The organism is Nocardioidaceae bacterium SCSIO 66511 (assembly GCA_023100825.1).
Lineage (GTDB): Bacteria > Actinomycetota > Actinomycetes > Propionibacteriales > Nocardioidaceae > Solicola.
In genome coordinates this window covers 4037655-4059413 of sequence record CP095846.1, presented here as the reverse complement: position 1 = coordinate 4059413, position 21759 = coordinate 4037655, and the positions used below count along the sequence as shown (strand labels likewise).

At 67.0% G+C, this 21759-nt stretch carries 25 protein-coding genes; 9 read left to right on the top strand and 16 right to left on the bottom strand.

The annotated features are described in order from the left end of the window. Positions 1-190 precede the first annotated feature (190 nt). Positions 191-841 (bottom strand): GntR family transcriptional regulator, encoded by a 651-nt coding sequence (locus MU582_19310; GenBank protein ID UPK74562.1) that lies wholly within the window; start codon positions 839-841, stop codon positions 191-193. Positions 842-950: 109 nt separating this feature from the next. Between MU582_19310 and MU582_19305 the strand changes: the two genes are divergently transcribed. The 5 genes from MU582_19305 to MU582_19285 all read left to right on the top strand — a co-directional run bounded on the left by MU582_19305 (position 951) and on the right by MU582_19285 (position 4582). Further along, a complete protein-coding gene (locus MU582_19305) occupies positions 951-1823 on the top strand; it encodes an aminotransferase class IV (GenBank protein ID UPK74561.1) in 873 nt (290 codons plus the stop codon). Beyond that, a complete protein-coding gene (locus MU582_19300) occupies positions 1820-3304 on the top strand; it encodes a hypothetical protein (GenBank protein UPK74560.1) in 1485 nt (494 codons plus the stop codon). The genes MU582_19305 and MU582_19300 overlap by 4 nt, the downstream gene beginning before the upstream one ends. 132 nt (positions 3305-3436) lie before the next feature. After that, positions 3437-3799: a hypothetical protein gene (locus MU582_19295; GenBank protein UPK74559.1), complete on the top strand. Its 363-nt coding sequence runs from the start codon at positions 3437-3439 to the stop codon at positions 3797-3799. 6 nt (positions 3800-3805) lie between these two features. After that, positions 3806-4213: a MerR family transcriptional regulator gene (locus MU582_19290; protein UPK74558.1), complete on the top strand. Its 408-nt coding sequence runs from the start codon at positions 3806-3808 to the stop codon at positions 4211-4213. 36 nt (positions 4214-4249) lie between these two features. Further along, positions 4250-4582: a YnfA family protein gene (locus MU582_19285; protein ID UPK74557.1), complete on the top strand. Its 333-nt coding sequence runs from the start codon at positions 4250-4252 to the stop codon at positions 4580-4582. 34 nt (positions 4583-4616) lie between these two features. Here the strand turns inward: MU582_19285 and MU582_19280 are convergent, their stop codons facing one another. Then, positions 4617-5732: a beta-lactamase family protein gene (locus MU582_19280; GenBank protein ID UPK74556.1), complete on the bottom strand. Its 1116-nt coding sequence runs from the start codon at positions 5730-5732 to the stop codon at positions 4617-4619. 141 nt (positions 5733-5873) lie between these two features. On the opposite strand from MU582_19280, the gene ligD reads away from it, so the two are divergent. Beyond that, entirely contained in the window at positions 5874-6830 is a 957-nt protein-coding gene (gene ligD / locus MU582_19275; GenBank protein ID UPK74555.1) for a non-homologous end-joining DNA ligase, read from the top strand. Between the two features lie 10 nt (positions 6831-6840). Here the strand turns inward: ligD and MU582_19270 are convergent, their stop codons facing one another. From MU582_19270 to MU582_19240, 7 genes are all read right to left on the bottom strand, one after another. Next, positions 6841-7611: a thioesterase family protein gene (locus MU582_19270; GenBank protein ID UPK74554.1), complete on the bottom strand. Its 771-nt coding sequence runs from the start codon at positions 7609-7611 to the stop codon at positions 6841-6843. A 77-nt stretch (positions 7612-7688) separates the two neighbouring features. Further along, complete coding sequence (locus tag MU582_19265; protein UPK74553.1) at positions 7689-8453, bottom strand: class I SAM-dependent methyltransferase; 765 nt, start codon at positions 8451-8453, stop codon at positions 7689-7691. Continuing rightward, on the bottom strand, positions 8450-9406 hold the full coding sequence (locus MU582_19260) for a pyridoxal-phosphate dependent enzyme (protein UPK74552.1): 957 nt from the start codon (positions 9404-9406) through the stop codon (positions 8450-8452). The genes MU582_19265 and MU582_19260 overlap by 4 nt, the downstream gene beginning before the upstream one ends. 1 nt (position 9407) lies before the next feature. Then, complete coding sequence (locus MU582_19255) at positions 9408-9998, bottom strand: DinB family protein (GenBank protein UPK74551.1); 591 nt, start codon at positions 9996-9998, stop codon at positions 9408-9410. 22 nt (positions 9999-10020) lie between these two features. Then, positions 10021-10449: a protein phosphatase gene (locus MU582_19250; protein ID UPK74550.1), complete on the bottom strand. Its 429-nt coding sequence runs from the start codon at positions 10447-10449 to the stop codon at positions 10021-10023. A gap of 6 nt (positions 10450-10455) precedes the next feature. Next, on the bottom strand, positions 10456-11385 hold the full coding sequence (locus MU582_19245; GenBank protein ID UPK74549.1) for a nucleoside hydrolase: 930 nt from the start codon (positions 11383-11385) through the stop codon (positions 10456-10458). A gap of 17 nt (positions 11386-11402) precedes the next feature. After that, positions 11403-12362: a helix-turn-helix domain-containing protein gene (locus MU582_19240; protein UPK74548.1), complete on the bottom strand. Its 960-nt coding sequence runs from the start codon at positions 12360-12362 to the stop codon at positions 11403-11405. A gap of 57 nt (positions 12363-12419) precedes the next feature. Here MU582_19240 and MU582_19235 point away from each other — a divergent pair, with 57 nt between their 5' ends. After that, positions 12420-13619 carry an MFS transporter gene (locus MU582_19235; protein UPK74547.1) on the top strand — a complete coding sequence of 400 codons (1200 nt, stop codon included), beginning with the start codon at positions 12420-12422 and terminating at the stop codon, positions 13617-13619. A 73-nt stretch (positions 13620-13692) separates the two neighbouring features. Here MU582_19235 and MU582_19230 read toward each other — a convergent pair whose 3' ends face one another. Next, positions 13693-14370 (bottom strand): uracil-DNA glycosylase, encoded by a 678-nt coding sequence (locus MU582_19230; protein UPK74546.1) that lies wholly within the window; start codon positions 14368-14370, stop codon positions 13693-13695. Between the two features lie 5 nt (positions 14371-14375). Further along, on the bottom strand, positions 14376-14747 hold the full coding sequence (locus MU582_19225) for an MmcQ/YjbR family DNA-binding protein (protein ID UPK74545.1): 372 nt from the start codon (positions 14745-14747) through the stop codon (positions 14376-14378). A gap of 132 nt (positions 14748-14879) precedes the next feature. Between MU582_19225 and MU582_19220 the strand changes: the two genes are divergently transcribed. Continuing rightward, positions 14880-15353 carry a hypothetical protein gene (locus MU582_19220; protein UPK74544.1) on the top strand — a complete coding sequence of 158 codons (474 nt, stop codon included), beginning with the start codon at positions 14880-14882 and terminating at the stop codon, positions 15351-15353. A 175-nt stretch (positions 15354-15528) separates the two neighbouring features. Here the strand turns inward: MU582_19220 and MU582_19215 are convergent, their stop codons facing one another. The 4 genes from MU582_19215 to MU582_19200 all read right to left on the bottom strand — a co-directional run bounded on the left by MU582_19215 (position 15529) and on the right by MU582_19200 (position 20220). Continuing rightward, positions 15529-16149, bottom strand: coding sequence for a LysE family translocator (locus tag MU582_19215; protein UPK74543.1), 621 nt, complete (start codon positions 16147-16149; stop codon positions 15529-15531). 98 nt (positions 16150-16247) lie between these two features. Continuing rightward, positions 16248-17672, bottom strand: coding sequence for an aminotransferase class V-fold PLP-dependent enzyme (locus MU582_19210; GenBank protein ID UPK74542.1), 1425 nt, complete (start codon positions 17670-17672; stop codon positions 16248-16250). Beyond that, on the bottom strand, positions 17669-19015 hold the full coding sequence (locus MU582_19205) for an MFS transporter (protein UPK74541.1): 1347 nt from the start codon (positions 19013-19015) through the stop codon (positions 17669-17671). Before MU582_19205 ends, MU582_19210 begins: the two co-directional genes overlap by 4 nt. Continuing rightward, positions 19012-20220 carry an alpha/beta fold hydrolase gene (locus MU582_19200; GenBank protein ID UPK74540.1) on the bottom strand — a complete coding sequence of 403 codons (1209 nt, stop codon included), beginning with the start codon at positions 20218-20220 and terminating at the stop codon, positions 19012-19014. The genes MU582_19205 and MU582_19200 overlap by 4 nt, the downstream gene beginning before the upstream one ends. A 66-nt stretch (positions 20221-20286) precedes the next feature. On the opposite strand from MU582_19200, the gene MU582_19195 reads away from it, so the two are divergent. Then, positions 20287-21207, top strand: a complete 921-nt coding sequence (locus MU582_19195) for a phosphotransferase (GenBank protein ID UPK74539.1) — start codon at positions 20287-20289, stop codon at positions 21205-21207. A 12-nt stretch (positions 21208-21219) separates the two neighbouring features. Here MU582_19195 and MU582_19190 read toward each other — a convergent pair whose 3' ends face one another. After that, positions 21220-21759: an ATP-binding protein gene (locus tag MU582_19190; protein UPK74538.1), complete on the bottom strand. Its 540-nt coding sequence runs from the start codon at positions 21757-21759 to the stop codon at positions 21220-21222.

The window sequence follows — 21759 nt, the reverse complement described above, 5'->3', positions numbered from 1 at the left end:
GTGATCACAACTATGACGCGCGGCCTGCCCGTGATTGCGCATAAACGTGGCAACTTGAGCAGAAGACGGCGTTCACGCGGATCACCGGTGCCGAAGGGGGCGTGCCGGATCGCTACTTCTGTTGCCAGTCGCCACTGGTGCCCATGTCGCTGGACCTGCGACGCGATCCAAGACTCAGCTACGGGGCGGTTTACGGCTCCTGCTGTCGTTCGACCTGTTCGATGAGCTGGTCGGCGGCGGTGGTGATGTGGTGATGGTTGAGTCGTTGGAGTTCGTCCAGGTCGCGCTTCTTGACGAGGGCGACGAGTTGAGCATGCTCCTCGTTGGCGTGTGTCCGGTAGCCGGGAACGGCGTGCACGATCGCGTACCGCTGAGCGCGTGCGAGGAGGGTGTGTGCAGTGCGGTGGAGCTCGCGGTACGGCGTGGGGTCGAGAATCTCGGCGTGAAGCTTGACGTTGAGAGCGGGGTAGTCCACGTCTGAACCGCTCATTTCGGTGAGCAGGTTCTCGAGGGTGGCGATCGTCTCGTCGGTGTGTCGCGGCAGTGCGGTCGGGAGTGCTGCGCTTTCGATCGCGACGCGCATGATCGCCGTCTCGCGGATCTCGTGAGCGCTGAACTCCGGGACGACCGGTCCGACGTTCGGGACGTGTACGAGGAGCCCCTCGCCGGTGAGCCGGGTGACCGCTTCGCGAACCGGAACCTTGCTCACCCCGAGTTGGAAGGCGACCCGGTCGACGACGATTCGCTCACCCGGTCCGGGACGGCCGGCCTGCAGTTCAGTCCGTAGATGCTCGGTGACGAGGTCGGCCTTGGAGCGGTACGCGATCGGCCCGTTGGTCATCGGCTCGCTCCTGTCTCGGTCGTTCATCCAGCCGAGAAAATCGTATCCGATCTCTTGACTTCGAATCTTTTCGCATGGATCGTATCCGATATCTGATCTAGGAGGATGGATGCAGTCAGGGCTCCAGGTGTTCGTGTCGGACCGGGTCGTACCGCTCGCGGAGGCGGCCGTGTCGGTGTTCGACGCCGGGTTCCAATCGGGAGATGCGGTGTGGGAAGGCATGCGCGTCTACAACGGCCGGGTCCTGAAACTCGACCGGCATCTTCGGCGGCTCGAGCAATCGGCGAACGCACTGCGGATCCGCTTGCCGTACGACGCGGCCGGCATTGCCGACGCGGTGCATCGCACGCTCGAGGCGAATGGGTTCACCGACGACGCTCACATTCGACTCATGGTCACGCGCGGATCGCGGTCGACCTCGGGGATGGATCCGCGTAACGCGCCGGAGAGCGGAACGCTCGTCATCGTCGCCGAGCACAAGCCCGTCGACGAGCGGCCGGCGCCGCAGCGGCTCCGCACAGCGAGCATCCGACGGCCCCATCCGCAGGTGGTCGATGCGAGCATCCACCATGCCAATCAGCTGAATTCGATCCTTGCCCGACTCGAGATTCTCGACCAACCGGAGATCGACGCCACCTTGATGCTGGATGCGTTCGGTTATGTCGCAGAGGCGGATACGGCGAACATCTTCCTGGTGAGCGAGGGCAAGGTACGCACGCCCTTCGCGACGTCGTGTCTGCACGGCATCACCCGTGAGACGGTCCTGGACCTGGCGGTGGCCGCGGGCTACGAGACGGCCGAAGCTCAGTTGACCCTGTTCGACTTCTACAGCGCCGACGAGGTTCTGGTTACCGGGACCGTATGTGAGCTCGTACCTGTGGTGGAGATCGACGCCCGGCGGATCGGGACCGGCGAGCCGGGGCCGGTCTGGTGGGATCTACTTTCGCGCTACCGTGCGCAAGTCAAGGAGCTGACTCGATGACCGAGACGGCGAACGCGGACGTGATCGAGGGGATCCCGTCGCCCGCTACTCGCGACGGAAAACCGACGAGCGTCGCCTTCGCGCTGATCTCCCTCACGGCCCTTCTGACGGTCCTGGGTGTCGGACTCCTCGCTTTCGACGCCCCCCTGCCGCTGATGATGATCGTCGGCTTCGGCGCATCGCTCGTCATCGCGGCCATCCGTGGCGTCACGTACGAGAATGCCGAGAACGCCGCGTTCGACATGATCCGTCGAGGCCTTCAGGCGTTGTTGATCTTCGTCGCGGTCGGAGCCTTGATCGCATCGTGGATCCTGTCCGGCACGGTGCCGACGATGATCTACCTCGGCGTCGAGCTCATCGAGCCGACGTTCTTCCTGCCCACCGCGATCTTGCTGTGTGCGATCACATCGTTCATCAACGGGACGAACTTCGGAACCGTCGCGACCATCGGACTCGCCCTGATGGGCGTTGCCTCCGCACTCGACATCCCCGCCGGCATCGCGGCCGGCGCAATCATCTCCGGTGCGATTTTCGGTGACAAGATGTCACCTGTGTCCGACACCACGGTTCTCGCGGCCGGACTCAGCGGTGTCCCGCTCATCCGACACATCCGACACATGATGTGGACGACGGTCCCGGCGATCCTGATCTGCCTCGTCGTTTTCACCCTCGTCGGGATGAACCACGACGCCGACGGGAGCAGTACGGCGGGCATCGACGATGTCGCTTCCGCGCTGGAGAGCGGGTTTTCCATCGGTTGGATACCGCTTCTTCCGCCCATCCTCGTCTTCGGCCTGCTGATGGCCCGCGTCGAGGCGTTCCCGGCGCTGGCCCTCGGCGTGGTCGCCGGCGTGGCTGTCGCTGTTTGGTACCAAGGGGTGGACCTCACCAGCACGCTGGTAGCGCTTTGGGAAGGTTACGTACCGACCGAGGCGCAGGCAGAGTCAGCGGGCCTCCTTGGCGGCGGCGAGACCGGTGGCGCGCTCAAACTTCTCGGCCTGGCGGCCATCATCATCTTCGCCCTCGCCATCGCCGGCGTACTTGCGGTTTCCGGCGTGATGCACGCCCTTCTGCGGGCGATGGAACCACGCTGCGGCACACCCCGCCGCTTGGTCACGGCCACGCTCGTCCTGTCGTCATTGCTCAACGTCATCGGCGGCGCAGTCAACTTCGCCGTCGCGATGGCCGTCACGACGCTCAGGCCGCTCTACGACCGTCAGAGCCTCGCGCGTCGGAACCTCTCGCGAGCCGCCGAGGACGCCGGCACCACGACCGGACCCCTGGTGCCCTGGAACGCGACGGCAGTCTTCACCTCCACCGCACTCGGCGTCAGCGTCGGGACCTATCTGCCCTGGGCGCTGTTCTGCATCATCACGCCCCTCATCTCGCTCGGCTACGCACTCACCGGCTACACCATCACCCACGGACCAAGCACCGACCGCTCGCCGGAGGGCGTTTCGGCAAGACAGAACGGCGTCTGACGGCGTTCGTTCCGTCCGAGACGTACATCGTGTGACGGGCACTTGGGTGTCGTCGCGATGATCGGTGCGGCTCCGAACGTGCCGGAATCGCGGTTGCATCCGGTACCTGGGTACAGGCTTACCGTTGAACACATGGACGCAACGACGACAGTATCGACGCACGAGAGCGACGATTGGGTCCCGCACTCGTGCACCCTTCCGGCCGCCGACCAGCCCGTACGCGTACGGGAGTTCGACGACCTGTTCGCGAGGGCACTTCGCGGTATCGAGCAACCGAATCCGACCGTGCTGCATCTGACCCTCGACGCATCCGAGCAACCGCTGGCAGCCGACCTGACCGCCCGCGAGACCGAGTGCTGCTCGTTCTTCGGGTTCGCCTTCGGCGAGCCCGTCGACGGCGAGATCGATCTGGAAGTCACCGTTCCGGACGCTCATGCCGATGTGCTCGCCGCACTGGCATCCCGCGCCGCGTCGCTCGCCGGGTCTGACGTCTGAGGCACGATGCGCAGCAGTGAGGTAGCCCGAGCCGCGGGCGTGAACGTGCAGACATTGCGCTACTACGAGCGCCGTGGCCTGATCGCCGACCCGCAGCGAAGTCTCGGCGGTCATCGACTGTATCCGGACGAGACCGTGACCGTCGTCCGGGTCATCCGCGCCGCCCAGCGGCTCGGCTTCAGCCTGGACGAGGTAGGCGAACTGCTCGACAACCGCCGGCGCGATGCGGGAGATCTACGCAACCGTGCGGTCGAGAAGCTCCGCGCAATCGAGGAGCAGATCGCCGACCTCACGATCGTCGCGCACACCCTGCAGGCGGCGCTCGACGCGGAGTGCGACGACCTGTTGACCTGCGCGCATGACCCGACCTGCCCGCTCCCGTTGGACACGCCACCGAACCGAGTCGTGAGCTGACGCGGCGCGGTACGTACGTCGACTACGTTGCCTCCCATGACGATCACCCGTTCCATCCTGCTGTTCGTCGTGGCCGCGATCGCCGAGATCGGCGGTGCTTGGCTCGTCTGGCAAGGCGTACGTGAACACCGCGGCGTCCTCTGGGTGCTCGGCGGGATCCTCGCCCTCGGTGCGTACGGGTTCGTGGCGACCTTCCAGCCCGACCCGAACTTCGGTCGCATCCTCGCCGCCTACGGTGGCGTCTTCGTCGCCGGCTCGCTGGCCTGGGGAATGTTCCTCGACGGTTTCAAACCTGACCGCTACGACCTCACCGGCGCCGCGATCTGCCTGATCGGCGTCGCCGTCATCATGTACGCACCGCGCACGTAGCCTACTTCGAACGACAGCGACGTCTCGCAACCATCTAGTCGCAGAAGGCCTCGTCCAGGAACGCATCGACGGCGTCGTCGATGTCGTGCTTCAGGCCGTGGGTGACCGCGACGGTCGCTTGTCGGTGTCCGTCCTCGGTGGCGTACGACCAGGCTTCGTACGCCACCGCGTCACCGTCGTTGCCGTAAACGCGTACGCCGCACGTGGTGGTGTGCCATGCCAACCCGAGCCCGTAAGTCGCATCCTCGTCGCCGGGCACCTTCATCTCGTCGAGCAGGTGACGAGGGAGCAGCTGCCCTTCGAGCAATGCGTCGAAGAACGTGTTGAGATCCTTCGTCGACGAGATCATCTCGCCGGCAGCGCCGAACAGCGACGGGTTCATCTCGGTGAAGTCGACGAGGCGAAGCCCACTTCCGTCGTTCACCGGAACGTACCCGTGCGGGTGCGGTCCGCGGATTCGCGGGTACGTACCGGGCAGCGACGTGTCGTGCAGTTTCAAGGGTCGGATGATCCGACGTTTGATCTCGTCACCGTACGAGCTGTCCGTGGCCCGCTCGACGATCTGGCCGAGCAGCAGGTAACCAGTGTTGGAGTAGGAGAACTCCGAACCTGGCTTGTCGGACGTCGGAGGATTCGCTAGCGCGCGATGGATCTGCTCATCGGCGGTCCAGGTCCGCCAGCGGTAGTCGAGGAACGCAGGACTCGGCGGCATCGTCAGCGTGTGCTGGAAGTCGTACAGACCACTCGTGTGGTCGAGCAGCTGTCGAATCGTGATGGCGCGACCATCGGGGACCGTCCCGGGCAGCCATTTCTCGATCGAGTCGTCCAGCCGGAGGCGGTGCTCATCGGCGAGCTGCAGCACTACCGTGGCAAGGAACGTCTTGGTGATGCTTCCGATCCGGAACCGGCCATGAACAGGTACGCCTCTGTGTTTGCCTATCTCGGCGACACCGCTGGCGCTGCGCCACACGTTGTCGCCGTCGCGTACCTCTGCCACCGCGCCAACGGCGCCTACGGCCACTAGCTCATCCAACTGACGATGCAGGCCCGCGTCGTGGTCGCGATCGGGAGATGCCCCGGCCACCGAACCCGATGCGATCACCGCCAAGGTCGTCGTGACTGCCGCGATCGCCAACTGTGCTCGTTTCATTTCGCCCCCTGTGATCGTTGACTCAACCCGAGCATCGCGGGTGCGAACGGTCAGCCGCATCGGGGATCGCCCTGGGTCCCAACCCATCTCGCCGCCGTCGCGTCACCCACATGAGCTGTCCAGGGATGGCAGGATGGCACGATGGCGAAGGCGGGAGACCCGATCGAGATCGAGGTCGGGCCGTACGTGGTGCGGGTGACCAATCCCGAGCGAATCTACTTCCCGCAGATCGGTGCGACCAAGCATGACTTGATCGACTACTACCTGACGGTCGGCGACGGCATCGTCAACGCGCTTTGGGAGCGCCCGTGCATGCTGCATCGCTTCCCGACCGGCATCAGCGGCGACAAGGTACATCAGAAGCGCGTACCCGCAGGCGCGCCGCCTTGGATCGAGACCGTGCGAGTTGAGTTCCCGCGGTACAGGAGACATGCGTACGAGCTGTGCGTCACCGACGTCGCGCAGGTGCTCTGGGCGGTACAGATGTCGACCGTCGAGTTTCATCCGTGGAACAGCCGACGTGCACATGTCGAGATCCCGGACGAGTGGCGCATCGACCTGGATCCCATGCCCGACTGCGATTTCGCGACAGTTCAGCGGGTGGCACACGTCGTGCACGAGGTCCTCGACGAGCTGGGCGCAACCGGGTGGCCGAAGACGACCGGCGGCCGCGGCATGCACGTGTACGTCCGGATCGTCCCCGAACACGGGTTCACCGACGTACGCCGGGCAGCGCTGGCGTTCGCCCGGGAGGTGGAGCGACGGATTCCCGATGAGGTGACGACGACCTGGTGGCGCAAGGACCGCGACCCGACCGCGTTGTTCGTCGACTACAACCAGAACGCCCGCGACCACACGATCGCTTGCGCGTACTCCGTGCGCGGTGTGCCCGACGCCCGTGTGTCAGCGCCCGTGCGGTGGGACGAGATCGACGACGTGCGTCCGGAGGACTTCACGATCAACACGATGCCGGCGAGGTACGCGGAGCTGGGTGACCTCCACCACGGCATCGACCAGGCCGTCTTCGACATCGCACCGTTGCTCGAATGGGCCGATCGCGACGAACGAGACGGCGCCGAGACACCGGAAGTCGACTGAACCGACGTCGCTACAGCGGGCGAACGGTCAGGATCTGGTTCGTCGTCGCGATCGGACCGTCGACGTCATGGATGACGCTGCTGGTGAGGCCGATGCCGTTGACGCCGAACGAGACGGTTGTGTCGAAGCCGACCCAGTCCCCGCGGGGTTCGCCGAAGAAGTGCGCTGTGAGGTCGAGGTTCGGGAACATGACCTCACGCGGATTCGCGCGTACGGCCATGCCGTTCGCGATGTCGAGCAGGCCGACGGTACGAGACAGGCGGCTGGCCTCCTCGTCGGCGACGAGTGGCAGCTTCGTACGTACCCAGTACGAAGCGCGCCCCGGCTCGTGCTCGATCCGGCGGGCCTCGGTCGACTCGATGAATCCGCCCGGCCACACGGAGGTTCCGTCCCACGGCGGCATCTCGTCGGGCGACGGAATCGGCGGCAAGTGCGTGCCTTCGAGCTCTGCCGTGTCTCGGGGCTGCATCAGCCAGGCGCGGAGCCGCACGATCTCGCGGCCACCGTGACGCATCGTCGCCTCGACCAGCTCGATGGTGCGACCTGGTCGTAGGACCCGCACATCGGTCTCGACGAGCTCAACGGGCACCGTGCCCAAGATGTCGTACGAAAGCCGCCCGATGACAAGGCCGTCGTCGCGACGTCGGTCGCGGTCGGTTTCGATGACATGGGCCATCAGGCCGAGTGCGGGAGCGATGTGTTGCGTGGCGGTGTCCCACGCTCCTCCGACGTGGTCCGTCGCCAGGAACGACGAGTCACTCCTGCGTTCGAAGTACGCCATGCCCCGGATCAACCTCCTACTAGTCCACGATCCAACGCTGACACGGCGATGATGCGTCTCGTACGGCAGGGTGCGAATCAGCCCGGGCCGGCGCGCCGCGCGAGGTGGAGGTCGACGTCCGCCGAGACCTCGACCGTCTCGGGTAGCGCCCGACGGCACGCATCGAGCAACGCGGCGAGTTCGGCGGGCGGCAGCTGCAGATACGCCGAGATCGTCGCGAGGTGTGCGACGTAGTCGTCGGCCGACGTCGTGAAGCTGCGCTCGATCACGACCTGGCGTACGTCGGCGAACAGGTCGGTACGCTCGAGCTCGGACCCCGGCCAACGCATCTCGGCGTCGCTCCAGTCGCCGACCGGCGGGTTGATCGCATCGTCAGCAACGTAGGGTCTGCGGGCTTCATCGAGTGCCCGCTGATCGGCAGCGTCGGCAAGCTCGAACGGGCCACCGAAGGAAGCGAACGTCCCACCCGGGCGAAGCAGTGTCGCGATCCGTTGCCAGCGCGTCGCGGGGTCCGTCCAGTGCAGCGCTGCGGCGACGTAGACCAGATCGTACGTCGATGTGACGGACAGTTCCTCCAACGTCGCCTGGGCTGTCGCCGCCGCCGGCACTTCCCGCCGGAGCACGGCCAGCATGTCGGGGTCGCGCTCAGTCGCCAGCACGTCGATCCCGTGCTTGACGAATGCGCGGGTCGCCTTGCCCGTACCCGCTCCGATCTCGAGTGCGGTGCGTGGCCGCCCCGTGTCGTATGTGATGACCGCCTCGACCAGCTCATCCGGGTAACCGGGACGGTATCGCTCGTACGCATCGGCGACGGCTCCGAACGACAGCGCACGTTTGGTCACGGCTGCAGAGTAGTCGTGTCAGCGGCGCCTGACACGATGACGGCAACCGAGCGGCCCGTGAACGCCTGCGGATCGGCGCGTACGAAAGCCGTGGCTGCGGCGCCGGCGCCCTCTGCTGCCACCCCGTCGGCTTCCGCGAGCAGCCGCTGCGCGTCGACCAATGCGTCTTCGCTGACCAGCACGACCTCGTCGACGAGATCGCGCACCAGCCGGAACGTGTGGCGGTTGTCGGGACCCAGGTCGCCTCGCAGCGATTCGGCGACGGTCTCACGCTCACGTACCTCGACGGGTCGTCCGGCGTCGAGCGCCGCACGCATCGCAGGTGCCCGCTCGGCGCAGACGCCGATGACACGTACGCGGGGGAGCGCCGACTTGACGGCGAGCGCGACTCCTGAGGCGAGCCCGCCGCCCGATACGGGCACCACCACGACGTCGAGCTCGGGAATCGCCGACGCGAGGTCGAGCCCGAGGGTGCCCTGACCGCTGATGACGTACGGGTCGTCGAACGGCGGCACGAAGGCATGGCCGCGTTCTGCCGCGTAGGTCTGCGCACGCTCGATCGCCTCGGTCTGGCTCGCTGCGGACGCGTCGACGGTCGCCGACAACTCCTTCAGCGAGCGCACGCGATCGGCGCTCACATCGCGTGAGACGTACGCGCGTAACGGCACCCGGTGTTGGTTGCACAGATGCGCTACAGCCCTTGCATGGTTGCCGGTCGACGCCGTCGTGAATCCGGTGACGCCGTGCTCGAGATGCGCCAACACAGCATTCGCGGCACCACGGATCTTGAAGCTGCCCGTCGGCTGCTCGCTCTCCAGGACCAGAGTCATCGTGCCGCCCGTCTGCTCGGTCAGGACCGATGACCGGCGAAGCGTGAGGGGACGTACGTACGACTCGATGCGCGCCTGTGCTGCCGCGATCGTCGAAGCATCAGGGTCCCGTAAAGCTGTCATCTCAACGGTTCTCGGCAGCACGCGCGGCCTGCTCGACGCGGTCGTGGTGTCGAGCCCACCAAGCCGGGTCGCCGTCGGGGAGGTTGCTCACTCCGTCCCGCAAGCCTGCGGCCCCGTCGATGAGCTCGCGGATGATGTCGGCATGTCCGGCATGCCGGTTAGTCTCCGCGATCACATGGACGAGGATCGCCTCCAGCGTCACATCGCGCCGCTTGGGCGGCCAAGGCTCGACGCGCCCTGGCGAGTCGAGTTCGAGGTCTGCGATGGTCAGATCGGAATGCCGGCACACGTCGCGGTACGAGCCGATGATGTCGGCGCGGGTCTCCTCGGGAGTCGCCCACATGTCGACGTTGTCCTCGGCATCTTCGGTCAGCCACGGGATCGGGCCCTCGTACGGGCGATCGAACGTCGCGCCGAAGTAGCCGAACTCGACGCCGGTCAGGTGTTTGACCAGCCCGAGCAGGTTGGTGCCGGTCGGGGTGAGCGGCCGACGTACGTCGTACTCGCGGAGTCCGTCGAGCTTCCACACCATCGTCTCGCGTGCGCTCTGCAGATAGCGGTGCAGGACAGTCTTCGGGTCGGTGGAAGCCATGCGGCGAGCCTGTCATACGGCGTCAGCCGAACCGATGCACGTAGCGTCGCTGCCACGGTGTTTCGACCGCTTTCGGGTGGTAATGCGCGCGTACGTACTCAACCGCATCGGTCGGAGGAACACCGTCTATGACGGCCAAACAGGCGAGCGCTGTGCCGGTACGCCCGATGCCGCCGCCGCAGGCGAGCTCGACGCGTTCGTGCTCTGCCCGGCGCCAGGTCTCTTGGAGCGCGGCGCGGGCTGCGGCGCGATCAGTCGGCAGCCAGAAGTCCGGCCAGCGGATCCAGTCGGTCTCCCAGTCGACCGGCGGGGGCCGGCGGCCGAGTAGGTACACCCCGTAGGTCGGACGCTGGCCGGCCGGCAGGCCATGGCGCAGTCCGCGACCACGTACGGCACGACCCGAGGGCAGCGTGAACAGCCCTCGCGTCGACTCACTCCAACCGGTGGACATGGCGGCTCAGTAGGTCGCGAGGGCGTCGATCAGCAGCTCCCAGAACCGCTCGACGTCAACGGCCACCCCCGCGTACGCGTTGGGTGGTCGGCCGGTGCGCTCGTAAATGTCGACCACAGTGGCTCCGGCGGTGAACTCGCCTGCGGTTTCGATCGAGATGGCGGTCTTGCTGCACTCGACGAGCGCGGGCTCGATGACCCTGGCAACCGCCACGGCGTCGTGCACGGGAGGGGCGGGGAGGTTCCAGATCTGCTTGTACGTGGAGGCGAAGAAGTCGAGCAGGTCGGCGATCGTCGTGGTCAGGTCGCTGCCCAGGCCACGGATTCGGGCGATGATCTCGTCGGTGGCGAGCGCCTGATGCGTGACGTTGAGCCCGATCATCGTGACGGGCACACCGGATGCGAACACCTCCGACGCCGCTTCGGGATCGGCGAAGGCATTGAACTCCGCGAACGGAGTGACGTTCCCGTGCGAGGTGCTGCCGCCCATCCAGACGATCTGCTCGATGCGGTCTGCGGTGCTCGGGTGCGCGCGGAGCAGCTGTGCGATGTTGGTCAGCGGCCCGGTCGGTACGAGGGTGACAGGGCGGTCGGAGGTCTCGATCGCCTGCGCCATCAGGGTTGTGGCTGACATGCTGTTCAGCGGCACTCGCGCTTCGGGTAGGTCGGCGCCATCGAGACCGGTGCGACCGTGTACGTCCTGCGCAACCACGAGGTCGCGAACCAGAGGTCGATCGGCACCCGCGGCGATCGGTACGTCCGTGATGCCGGCCAGCGTCGCCACCTTGCGGGCGTTCTCGGTCACCTTGGCCAGCGTCTGGTTGCCGGCGACGGTCGTGATCGCCCGCAGATCGACTGCTGGGTTCGCGTACGCGAGCAGGATGGCCAGCGCGTCGTCGTGGCCGGGGTCGCAGTCGAGGATGATCGGAGTCGCCATGCGTCCATGATGGCGGCTCACGGGTTTGCGTCGACCAGCTCCTCCCCGAGCGGAGTGCGGTAGTAGAGCACTGAGCGTCCCGAGCGGCTGCGGCGTACGAGACCGGCATCGAGCATGACCCGCAGATGCCCGCCGACCGAGCCGAGTGTGTACCCGGTGAGTGCAACGAGCTGGCTGGTCGACTTGGGCGCGTCGAGTAGCGCGAGGACGCTCGCTCGCGCCGGGCCGATCAGGCGTCGCAGCGCCGTCGGCGTCGCATCCCGTTCGGGACTGGCGAGGACCCCCGACGACGGGTAGATCAGCGTGTACCGGTGCGGCTCGTCCCAGCCGACCCAGCCGTGTCGGGGCGTGACCGGGACGAAGATCAGCTCGGCGTCCGAGATCTCGCGCGGCGGGTTGTCGAAGGCGTTGATCCGCAGTCGACCGTCGCCGAGCCAACGTACGCCCGGGCCCAGCCCTTCCAGCGCCGCTGCCCAGCCGTGTGAGCTGAGCTGGTGCGTACGCGCCACGATGTCCGACTCCAGGATCCACCGACGGCGGGTCCAGTCGGGGCGTACCAGGTGCGTCCACACCCATTCGAGGACGTCGGCGCAGCGGTCTGCCAGTTCGGGTGTCTCGAGCGGCGTGCCCCGCGCCTCGGTACGGGAGGTGCCGAGATCGGCCAGTGCGACGTCGAGTGGCGTCTCGCGCACATGCCGGAGCTCATCGTGGAAGGTGCGGTCAGCACGGTGCGGCGGCGCGACGACGAAGTCGGCGTTCCACCGTGGCCGGAAGGCGGCGTCGAGAAAGGCACGCGTGAAGGGGTCGGCCGCGACGAACTCGCGGAACGCGTGTTGGTTTGCCCGTTGCCAGTCCTCGAGCCCGGGATGTTTGCGCCGCGAGCGCAAGGCGAGGATCGACGCGACGGTTTCGGCGAGCGGCGACACGGCGAACCGGCCACGTGCAAGAGCCTCGGTGTCGATCTTCCAATGGCCCATGTTTCGCCTCCAAGCGAAACTCTACGCCTTCGCCGGCATCCACTCGACACTGTCTGCGTGACCTACCGACAATTGTTTGCGGTACGCGAGTTCCGCGTGTTCTTCCTCGCCGTGTGCGCAAATGTCGCGAGCGGCACCTTGGCAGGACTCGCCCTCGCGACGCTCGTCTTCGCGCGTACCGGCTCACCGCTGTTGGCGGCCCTGAGCATGTTCGGGCCGGCATTCGCGCAGTTGGCGGGTGCGCTGACGATGATGTCGATCGCCGATCAGCTGCCGCCGCGGATGGTGTTGGCGACCAGCTCGCTCGTACTCGCGATTTCGACCGCGGTGCTAGCAGTGCCCGGAATGCCGATCGCGGCGATGCTCGCGATCATCCTGGCCGAGGGTGTGGTGGGTTCGATCGCGGGCGGAACACGGTGGGGCTTGCTCACCGAGATCCTGCCCGATGACGCATACGTGCTCGGGCGCTCCGTGCTGAACATGGCGATGAGCACTATGCAGATCGCGGGATTCGCGACCGGCGGTGTCCTGCTCGTCGTGCTGTCGCCGCGGGCGGCGCTGCTGGTCGCTGCCATGTTGGCAGGCGTTGGCGCGGTGGTCACCAGGTTCGGTCTGACCCAGCGTCCGGCGCGAGCGGAAGGCCGCCCGTCGATCCGGGAGACCTGGCGGGTGAATCGGCAGCTGTGGTCGGGCTCGAGCGTGCGCGTCACGTACGCCGCGCTGTGGCTGCCGAACGGGCTCGTCGTGGGATGCGAGGCGTTGTTCGTCCCGTACGCGCCGGAGGCGGCGGGCGTGTTGTTCATCGCGGGGGCGCTCGGCATGCTCTGTGGCGATGCGGTGACCGGTCGGTTCGTGTCGCCGCGGCTGCGACGACGGCTGGTGTCGCCGGTGCAGGCGCTCCTCGCGCTGCCGTACCTCGCATTCGCGCTCGCGTTGCCGGTGCCGCTGGCGGCGATTCTCGTTGCGGCTGCGTCGGTCGGTTTCGGCGCCGGGATCATGCTTCAGGAGCGGCTCGTTGCCCTCGTACCCGAGCACGTGCGCGGCCAGGCGCTCGGCCTCCACAGTGCCGGAATGCTGACGATGCAAGGTGTTGCGGCGACAGTGTCCGGGACGCTCGCGGAGCTGATGGCGCCCGGCGAGGCGATGGCGTGCATGGCGGGCGCATCCCTTGTGGTCACCGCTCTGTTGTGGCGACCGATGCGTCGGCCGGCAGCCCCGCTCGTCGTCGCACCCACCGACCCACTCCCCGCCCCCTGAGCCGCACGTTTCAGCCCCCAACCTTTCGATTTCGGGGCTGAAATGTGCGGCTCAGGGGGCGGGGCGGCAGGGATCAGGTCAGGCGCCAGTCGACCGGTGTCGCGCCGGCCGCCTCCAGCGCGCTGTTGGCCCGGCTGAAGGGCCGCGAGCCGAAGAAGCCACGGGACGCCGACAGCGGGCTCGGATGCGGGCTCTTGATCACCGTCGTATCACCGAGCATCGGTTCGAGGGTCTGTGCGTCGCGGCCCCAGAGCAGCGCGACCAGGGGCGCATCGCGGGCGACGAGAGCGCGGATCGCCTGCTCTGTCACCGACTCCCACCCCTTACCGCGGTGGCTCGCAGGCTTGCCTGGCCGAACGGTCAGGACCCTGTTGAGCAGGAGTACGCCCTGCTTGGTCCACGGCGTCAGGTCGCCGGACTCCGGTCGAGGCAGACCGAGATCCGCTTCCAGCTCGGCATAGATGTTCTGCAGGCTGGCCGGCACGGGGCGTACGTCGGGTGCAACCGAGAAGCACAGCCCGATCGGGTGACCGGGAGTCGGGTAAGGATCCTGGCCGACGATGAGCACCCGCACGTCGGCCATCGGTTCCCGGAACGCGCGGAGGATGTCATCGCCCGCCGGAAGATACGTACGCCCCGCGCCGATCTCATCGCGCAGGAACGCACCCAGCCGGGTGATGTCCGGCTCGACCGGTGCGAGCGCTTCAGCCCAGTCGGGGGCGACGATTTCACTCAGTGGTTTCGCGGACACGCCGATCAGGGTAGCGCCCGCAGCATGCGCTTCAGCGCGACCTGACGGTACGACGCCTCTACGAGCTCGGCGACCTCTGCCCAGTCGGGCGGATGCTCCACCAGGTCGAGCGCGAGCCAACCCGACGGGCCGAAGTACGGAGGGGAGTAGAAGCGGGGGTCCTGCAGGAGTGCGGCTCGTTCGTCGGACTCCGGCTTGAACACGAGGGAGTTCTCGTGGTCGTCGTCGCCGGAGTAGACGGCGAAGATTCTCTTGCCCGCGCGGAAGGTGGGCCGGCCCCATGCTTCGACCTCGCGGGTTTCGGGAAGTGCGAGGCAGATCGGCCTGACCTCGGCCAGAAGCGGGTCGGCGTCGTCGTACATCCGCGGATGTGCCATGACCGGAATCTACCGCCCGAGTCGCCGACAGCGAATCGACAGCGAACTGAGACCGGCTTCGCCCAGGCTCTTCATCAACAACCGGGCGACACCAGTCGCCGCTGAACTCGGAGGGATCATCCCGTGACAGTAATGTCCAGAGCAGTCCGAAACACGATGGCCGGTGCGGCGGTATCCGTCCTGGCCGTTGGCCTTGCCACAGCACCGGCCAACGCCGATCACGGTCACGACAACCCGTGTAAGCCGAAGCGGACGCACTGCAAGTTCAAGGCCCACAGCAACCTCAAGGCTGTGCCATACGACGAGGGCGGACGCAACGCCAAGGCCACCATCAAGGGCTTCCGTGGCGGGGGCAAGTACGTCGCGCAGTTCCAGTCGTACGACGAGGTTCTGTACCTGCGTGACGACAACGCGGACAACCACAAGGCCCTGGTCAAGGTGCGTTACTACGGTCCCGGCGGTCCTTACAAGTACCGCTACAAGACCAGCTCGAGCCGTGCCATCCAGTTGGGCAGTGACAACGATCTGACTGAGAACAAGCGGATCAAGATCAAGCTCTGCATCGACCACCACCGGTGCACGAAGTGGGCAAAGGCCTGGACCTGAGCCTGCCAATAGATCTTGAGCCCGTGGCGGGCCTCAACGACCCCCCTCCGTTCGCCACGGGCTCGAGTGCGCCTACTGCCGGTCGAATCCGAACCGGCGGTAGGCGATTGGTCATGTCGGCGTGGTCCGCGCATCCGCGGGGGGATGCGCGGCCCGCGCCGACAGTTGTTTGTCGTCAGGACGAAACGGCAACCACAGCGAGGAGTACGTAGACTCCGCTCGTCGCCCGGTTGACCCTGTTGCTCGCCCGGGCAGACCGACCGAGGCGTTCGCCGATGCCGCCCGAGACGAGTGCATATGCGCCGTCGCAGATGCAGGCGAGCAGAACGAAGCAGAGCCCGAGCGTCATCATCTGGGTCGAGGCCGCACCGCGAGACGGGTCGACGAACTGCGGTAGGAACGCAACGAAGAAGATGGCGGTCTTCGGATTGAGCAGGTCCACCAGGACGCCGTCGCGAAACAGCGTCCAACGCGAGGTGGTCGCCTTCGTGTGCTCGGCGTCCGTGTCACGTACGCGGAACTGACGGATCGCGAGGTAAACCAGGTATCCCGCGCCGACCCATTTGATCGTCGTGAACGCCACCGGTGAGGCGGCGAGCAGCGACGCGAGCCCGGTTGCGGCCAGTACGGCATGTACGAAGGCGCCGGTCTCGAGGCCGAGCATCGCGGTTAAGCCCGCGACCCGTCCCTGCTCGAGGCTGCGGGTCGTCACGTACACGACGGACGGGCCCGGTACGACGAGCAGCGCGAACGTCGAGACGCCGAAGATCAGCAGTGTTTGTGTAGTCGGTAGCACCGACGCCCCCGTTCATCGCAGCTTGCGATGAACGCTAGGTACGGTCGCTGCCACCTCGCTGTCGTCGCGCTGTCAGCGGTCTGACGGCGAGTCGGGTCTCAGCGCGAGTCTCGGCGGGTTTGCGGGCGAGTGAGCCGATCGAGGTACGCGACGAGCAATGCCTCGCGAAGGGCCGGTGGTGCGGCGTCGAGGAGTGCATTCACCGGCGCCATCCGGGTGGGCATCTCGGTCGTGCCGTCGCCGCCGAGTCCGGCGAGCTGGAGTAGCCCGTCGAATGCCGCATCGTCGAGGCTCGCCGGATCGATCGTCTGCGCTGCCGCCGCCAGCTCCTCGGGTACGTCGATGGGTCCGGCGGCAACGCATTCGGTGACCGTTTCGTCGAAGGCCGACAGGAAGTCGGGTACGTGCGGCGCCGTCGCAGCGCTGACCGTCAGATGCAGTGACGGCGCATGACCGCGGAAACTCATCTGCGGTTGTACGTACCAGCCGCGGTCGAGCATCGCGTCGGCGATAGAGAAGACATCGCACGCGCCGTCGGTCTCGATGGCGATCAGGGTCGAGTCGGGCTCGCAGACCAGTGCTACATGGTCGATGCTCGCGATTCCGGCGACGAGGTCAAGAATCCCTGCGCGCGCCGTACGCGCGAGGTCTTCGTACGCGTCGGGGCCGATGTGCTGGACGACCGCCCAGGCGGCCGCGAGCGGCCCGCCCGACTTGGTCGACTGGGTCGTCGCGTTGAGCATCGTGTAGCCCGGCCAGTCGGCGCTCGCGAAGAACTGCGGTCGGCGGAGTGTCGGATCGCGATGGAGCAACAACGACACACCTTTGGGGGTGTACGCGTACTTGTGCAGATCGACGGAGATGCTGGTGACGCCGTCAACGGCGAAGGTCCACGGACCCGTCGGCGGGAGGTCGAGGTACGGCAGCACCCAACCGCCGATGCAGGCGTCGACGTGGCAGCGTACGCCCGCCTCGGCCGCGGCTGCGGCGATCGGACTGACCGGGTCGACGACGCCGTGCGCGTACGACGGAGCCGACGCGACAACGAGCACAGTGTCGGAGTCGATCGCGGCTGCCATCGCGTCCGGGTCTGCGCGCATGGTCGCCGGGTCGACGTCGACCATGCGACGCTGGACACCGAAGTAGTGCGCTGCCTTGTGAAACGCTGCGTGCGCGGTCGTCGGCAGCACCAGGTTGGGTTCGCGCAACTCCGGACGCGCATCGCGTGCGGCCTGTACGGCGAGGAGAACCGACTCCGTGCCGCCCGACGTGACCGTGCCGACTGCGCTCGACGGTGCGTCGAGCAGTCGTGCTGCCGTATCGACGAGGTCGTTCTCCATCGCGAGCAGGCTGGGGAACGCCGTCGGGTCGAGTCCGTTGCTGGATGCGTACATCGACAACGCCGTACGACCGATCTCGTCCGCCTCGGCGATGCCTGAGTCGTACACGTACGCGAGCGTCCGGCCACCGTGGGTAGGTACGTCGCCTTCCTGCATGGCTCTCAAGCGTTCGATGATCGTCATTGCGCCCCTCCCTGTGGCGTCGGCGACGTTGCGGCGCGTACGGCTGCGGCATCGAGACGGTATCGCCGCAGCGCCAGCAGACTGAACAGTACGAGCGCCGCAGGTACGACCGAGAAGCCCGCTGCGATCGCGATCTCTGCACTGTGCGGCTGCTCTGCGCTCCCTTCGGTCGACGACTCGTACCCGCCGATAGCGAGCACGAGTGCGTACAGGCCCGGGCCGAGTGCGAGGCCGAGGGTCTCGCCTGCCGTCCAGACGCCGGTGAAGACCCCGATGCGGTTCTGTCCGGTACGCGCGGCGTCGACCGCAGCGACGTCGGGGAGCATCGCCATCGGAAACACCTGGGCGCCCGCATAACCGATGCCGGCGATCGCGGTGGCCGCGTATACGACGGCGGCGGGACCAGACAGCGACGCGACCAGGCCGAGTGCACCGATCGCGAGCAAACCGGACGCTGCAACATAGCCGCGGCGTTTGCCGTATCTGTCGGCGAACCGTGACCATGCTGCGGACACCAACAACGCAGGTGCGACGAAGCAGGCGAAGAGGATGCTCGACTCACCGCGGGAGCCGAGCAGATACCGCGCAACGTAGTCGACGGCCGCGAGCATCGCACCCGTTGCAAGTGCCTGCAGGACGAACGTCATGAGCAGCCGCCGGAACTCCGGTACGCGCGCGACGACGGCGAGCTGGGTACGTAGGCCCTCGGCACCGGCGGTCGTGTCGATCGACGGCGCGTTGCGAGTGCCGGCGTACGCGCCGATCGTGCCCACCAGGATCAGCACCGCCACGTAGAGCCCCATCACGCGGTAGCCGTCGTGTCCGCCGACTGCGTCGCGCACCGCGGGCGCGGTGGCACCTGCGACGAGGATCGCGAGCGCCAGGACCGCCACCCGCCAGGTCATCAGGCGCGTGCGCTCGTCGTAGTCGTCGGTCAGCTCCGCGGGCATCGCGACATAGGGCACCTGGAAGAACGCGTATGCGCTCGCACAGCCCAGGAACGCGATCACGACCCAGGTGGCGGCAACGGCAGTCGGCTCGGCGGGGCCGGCGAACAGGAGCGCGAAGCAAACGGTGAGCGCTACCCCGCCGCGAAGGAGGAAGGGGCGCCGTCGTCCGCGCGGCGACGTCGAGCGGTCGCTGATCCGGCCGGCGATCGGGTTGAGCACCACGTCCCATGCCTTCGGTGCGAACACGATGACTCCGGCCACCAACGCCGCGACGCCGAGGGTGTCGGTGAGGTAGGGAAGGAGTAGCAGCCCGGGCACCGTGCCGAACGTGCCCGTTGCGACGCTTCCGAGTGCGTACGAACGGCGAACCCGAGGTGTGAGCGTCGTCGTCACGAGTTGCCGAGGGCGCGCGATGACGCCGAGGCGTACCGGCGTCTCGGATTGGTGCCGATGGCGGAGCGGCTCTTCTCCCGGTCAGGGCTGTCGGTGGACCCATGTCGCGCGTCGGGACTGTGCTCGTCGGCGCTTGGTTCGTCCAGAGTGCGCTCATCGAAGAACGAATCCATGGTCCGCCAGGTCGTACGACGTGCGGCACGACCCGTGAGTACGCCCAGGTGACCGCCGGGCACGACCTCGAAGCGGGTCGGTTTCGCATTCGGTGCGAGCGCCAGCAGGGCGCGTACGGACGGCACCGGTGCGATGCCGTCGCCGCTGCCTGCGAACACCATCAGCGGGCGGTCGAGGTCTGCGACGTCGACGACGCGGTCGCCGATCTGCATCTGGCCGTGCGCAAGCGAGTTGTCGCGGATGAAGCGGTGGTAGAGCTGCCCGAACGAGCGTCCGGGGTACGCGATCATGTTCTCGGTGAAGCGGTCGACGGCCTCGATCTGGGCGAGGAACTCGCGGTCGTCCAGATGGCGCGCGATGGCGATCGGCTTGGTGATCATCTTGTCGAAGCTGGAGTACTGGAACACCCGCTTCACGATCGGTTTCGGCGCACCGCCGAGTGCGCGGTAGACCAGTCCGATCGGGGCACCGTCTGCGAGGTTGAGTAACGGCCTCAAGGGTGCGATCAGCGGCACCTGTTCGACGTCGAACGGACTGCCGACGGCGGTCACGGAGGCGATCGGGAGCGAGGGCTGGTCTGCTGCGGTGAGCACCGCGAAGATGCCGCCGAGGCTCCAGCCGACGAGATGTACGGGCCGGCCGCCGGCATGCTCGGATGCCGAGCGGATCGCCTGCGGGATGACCTCGTCGATCCAGTGCTCCATGCCGAGCCGACGGTTGGAGAACGACACATGACCGTACTCGACGAGGTACGTGGGGCGTCCGCCCTTGACCAGGTGCTCGGCGAGGGAGCATCCCCGGCGTAGGTCGAAACAGATCGCGGGTGCGGCCAGCGGAGTCACCAACAGCACCGGATCGCCGCGGTGGGGGACGCCGGCATGCGGGCGGTAGTGGTAGACCTCGCGCAACTCGCCGTCGTCGATCAACGTGCGCGGCATCGGACGCAGATCGGCGTGATGACCGTAGAGCGTCTTGTGCGCGACGTTGATGGCTCCATCGACGATCTGGTGGGGTCGGGGGATCCAGGCCATGGCCGAAGCATATTCGTCGCGCTAGCAGGCCGTGCTGTGTCGGAGGGCGACGTCAGACTGTGGTGCGTGAATTCTGCAGAGAAGGCCGCCGTCGAATCCGTACTGGGCGAGCGGGTGCTGGGCTGGCGTGAGCTCGCCGGCGGCTACTCGCATCAGACTTGTGGGCTCGACCTGGCGAGCGGCCAGGCGGTCGTACGTTTCGGTGGTGCGTCCGCCGACGTCGAGGCCGAGGTGATGCGGCGTGCGGCTGCCTATGTTCCGGTGCCGGATGTACGCGTCGTACGGAAGTCGAACGACGAGGCTGTTCGGTCGTTCATGGTGATCGACCACGTCGCCGGGGTACTGCTTTCCGATGTGCTCGCTGCCGACGACGCTGATGGTGGCATCGCCGACCTCGGCGCGGCCGTTGCCGAGGTGTCGTTGGGGATCGGCGCGGTTGCGATCGCCTCGCGTCCGGGGTTCTTCGCCGACACTGAGTTGCGCGTACCTCCCGAGCGAGCGTGGTCGCAGCAGCTCCCCGAGGTTGCCGCCGAGTGCATGGAGCGAGCCCCCGACTCGCGCCTCGCCGCCGATGTACGGCGCTCGTGGGTCGACCTGTGCACGATGCATGCCCCCGCGCTGGCGGAGATCGACGACCTCGCCTGCCTGGTGCATTCGGACTTCAACCCCAAGAACATCCTTGTCCGCTCCACTGCACATGGCTGGGAGGTCGCATCGGTGCTCGACTGGGAGTTCGCGTACGCGGGCTGCCCGGCCGCCGACGCCGGCAACCTGCTGCGTCACGCGGACGACTATCCGGGCGGCTTCGTCGAGGGTTTTCGTACGACTTACGGCGCAGGCACCTCGATCGCTGACTGGGAGTATCTCGGCACCGTGATCGACATGTTCGCGCTGAGCGAGCTCGTCACCCGACCGGTCGGGATGTACCCCGCAGACCGTGCCGCCGGGCGGATCCGAGCCCTGTTGGACACAGGCGTCGGGTCGTAGCGCCCGGGTGAGTCAGGCCGCGGCGAGTACGTCGAGCAAGCGCGCGTACGTCGCATCTTCGTCGAGCCCGGTCGTCTCGATTCGGATCGTTTCCGGCCGACCCGCGAGATACTCCGCCAGGTGTTCTCGGATGCGGCCGACGAGGTCGCCGTCGTCCAGGAACGACTGGATCAAGCCTTCGACCTCGTTCGCGGGCTGCTTGTTGCGCAGGCGGTGCCGGTGTTCTTCATCGTCGACCAATAGCGCCACTTCTACGTAGGAGACACCGGCGGCGTCGGCGATCGCTTCGGGTCCGGGTGCGCGGTCGAAGCTGGTGACGAGCTGCGGAACGACCACGTCGTAGCCGTCACTCAGGTGTCGCTGCGCCATCGCCCAACCATGCTGTCTCGCCTTGCCCAACGCGCCTAAGAAGTCGTCATGCCAGCCGCCGATGAGCCCGGCGAGCACGTCGAGGTCGAGCGCGAGTGTTCCGGGGTTTTCGTCGACGTACCGTCGGGCGAGCGTCGACTTGCCGACACGTGAGGGTCCGTTGAGATGGATCAGGCGTGGCAT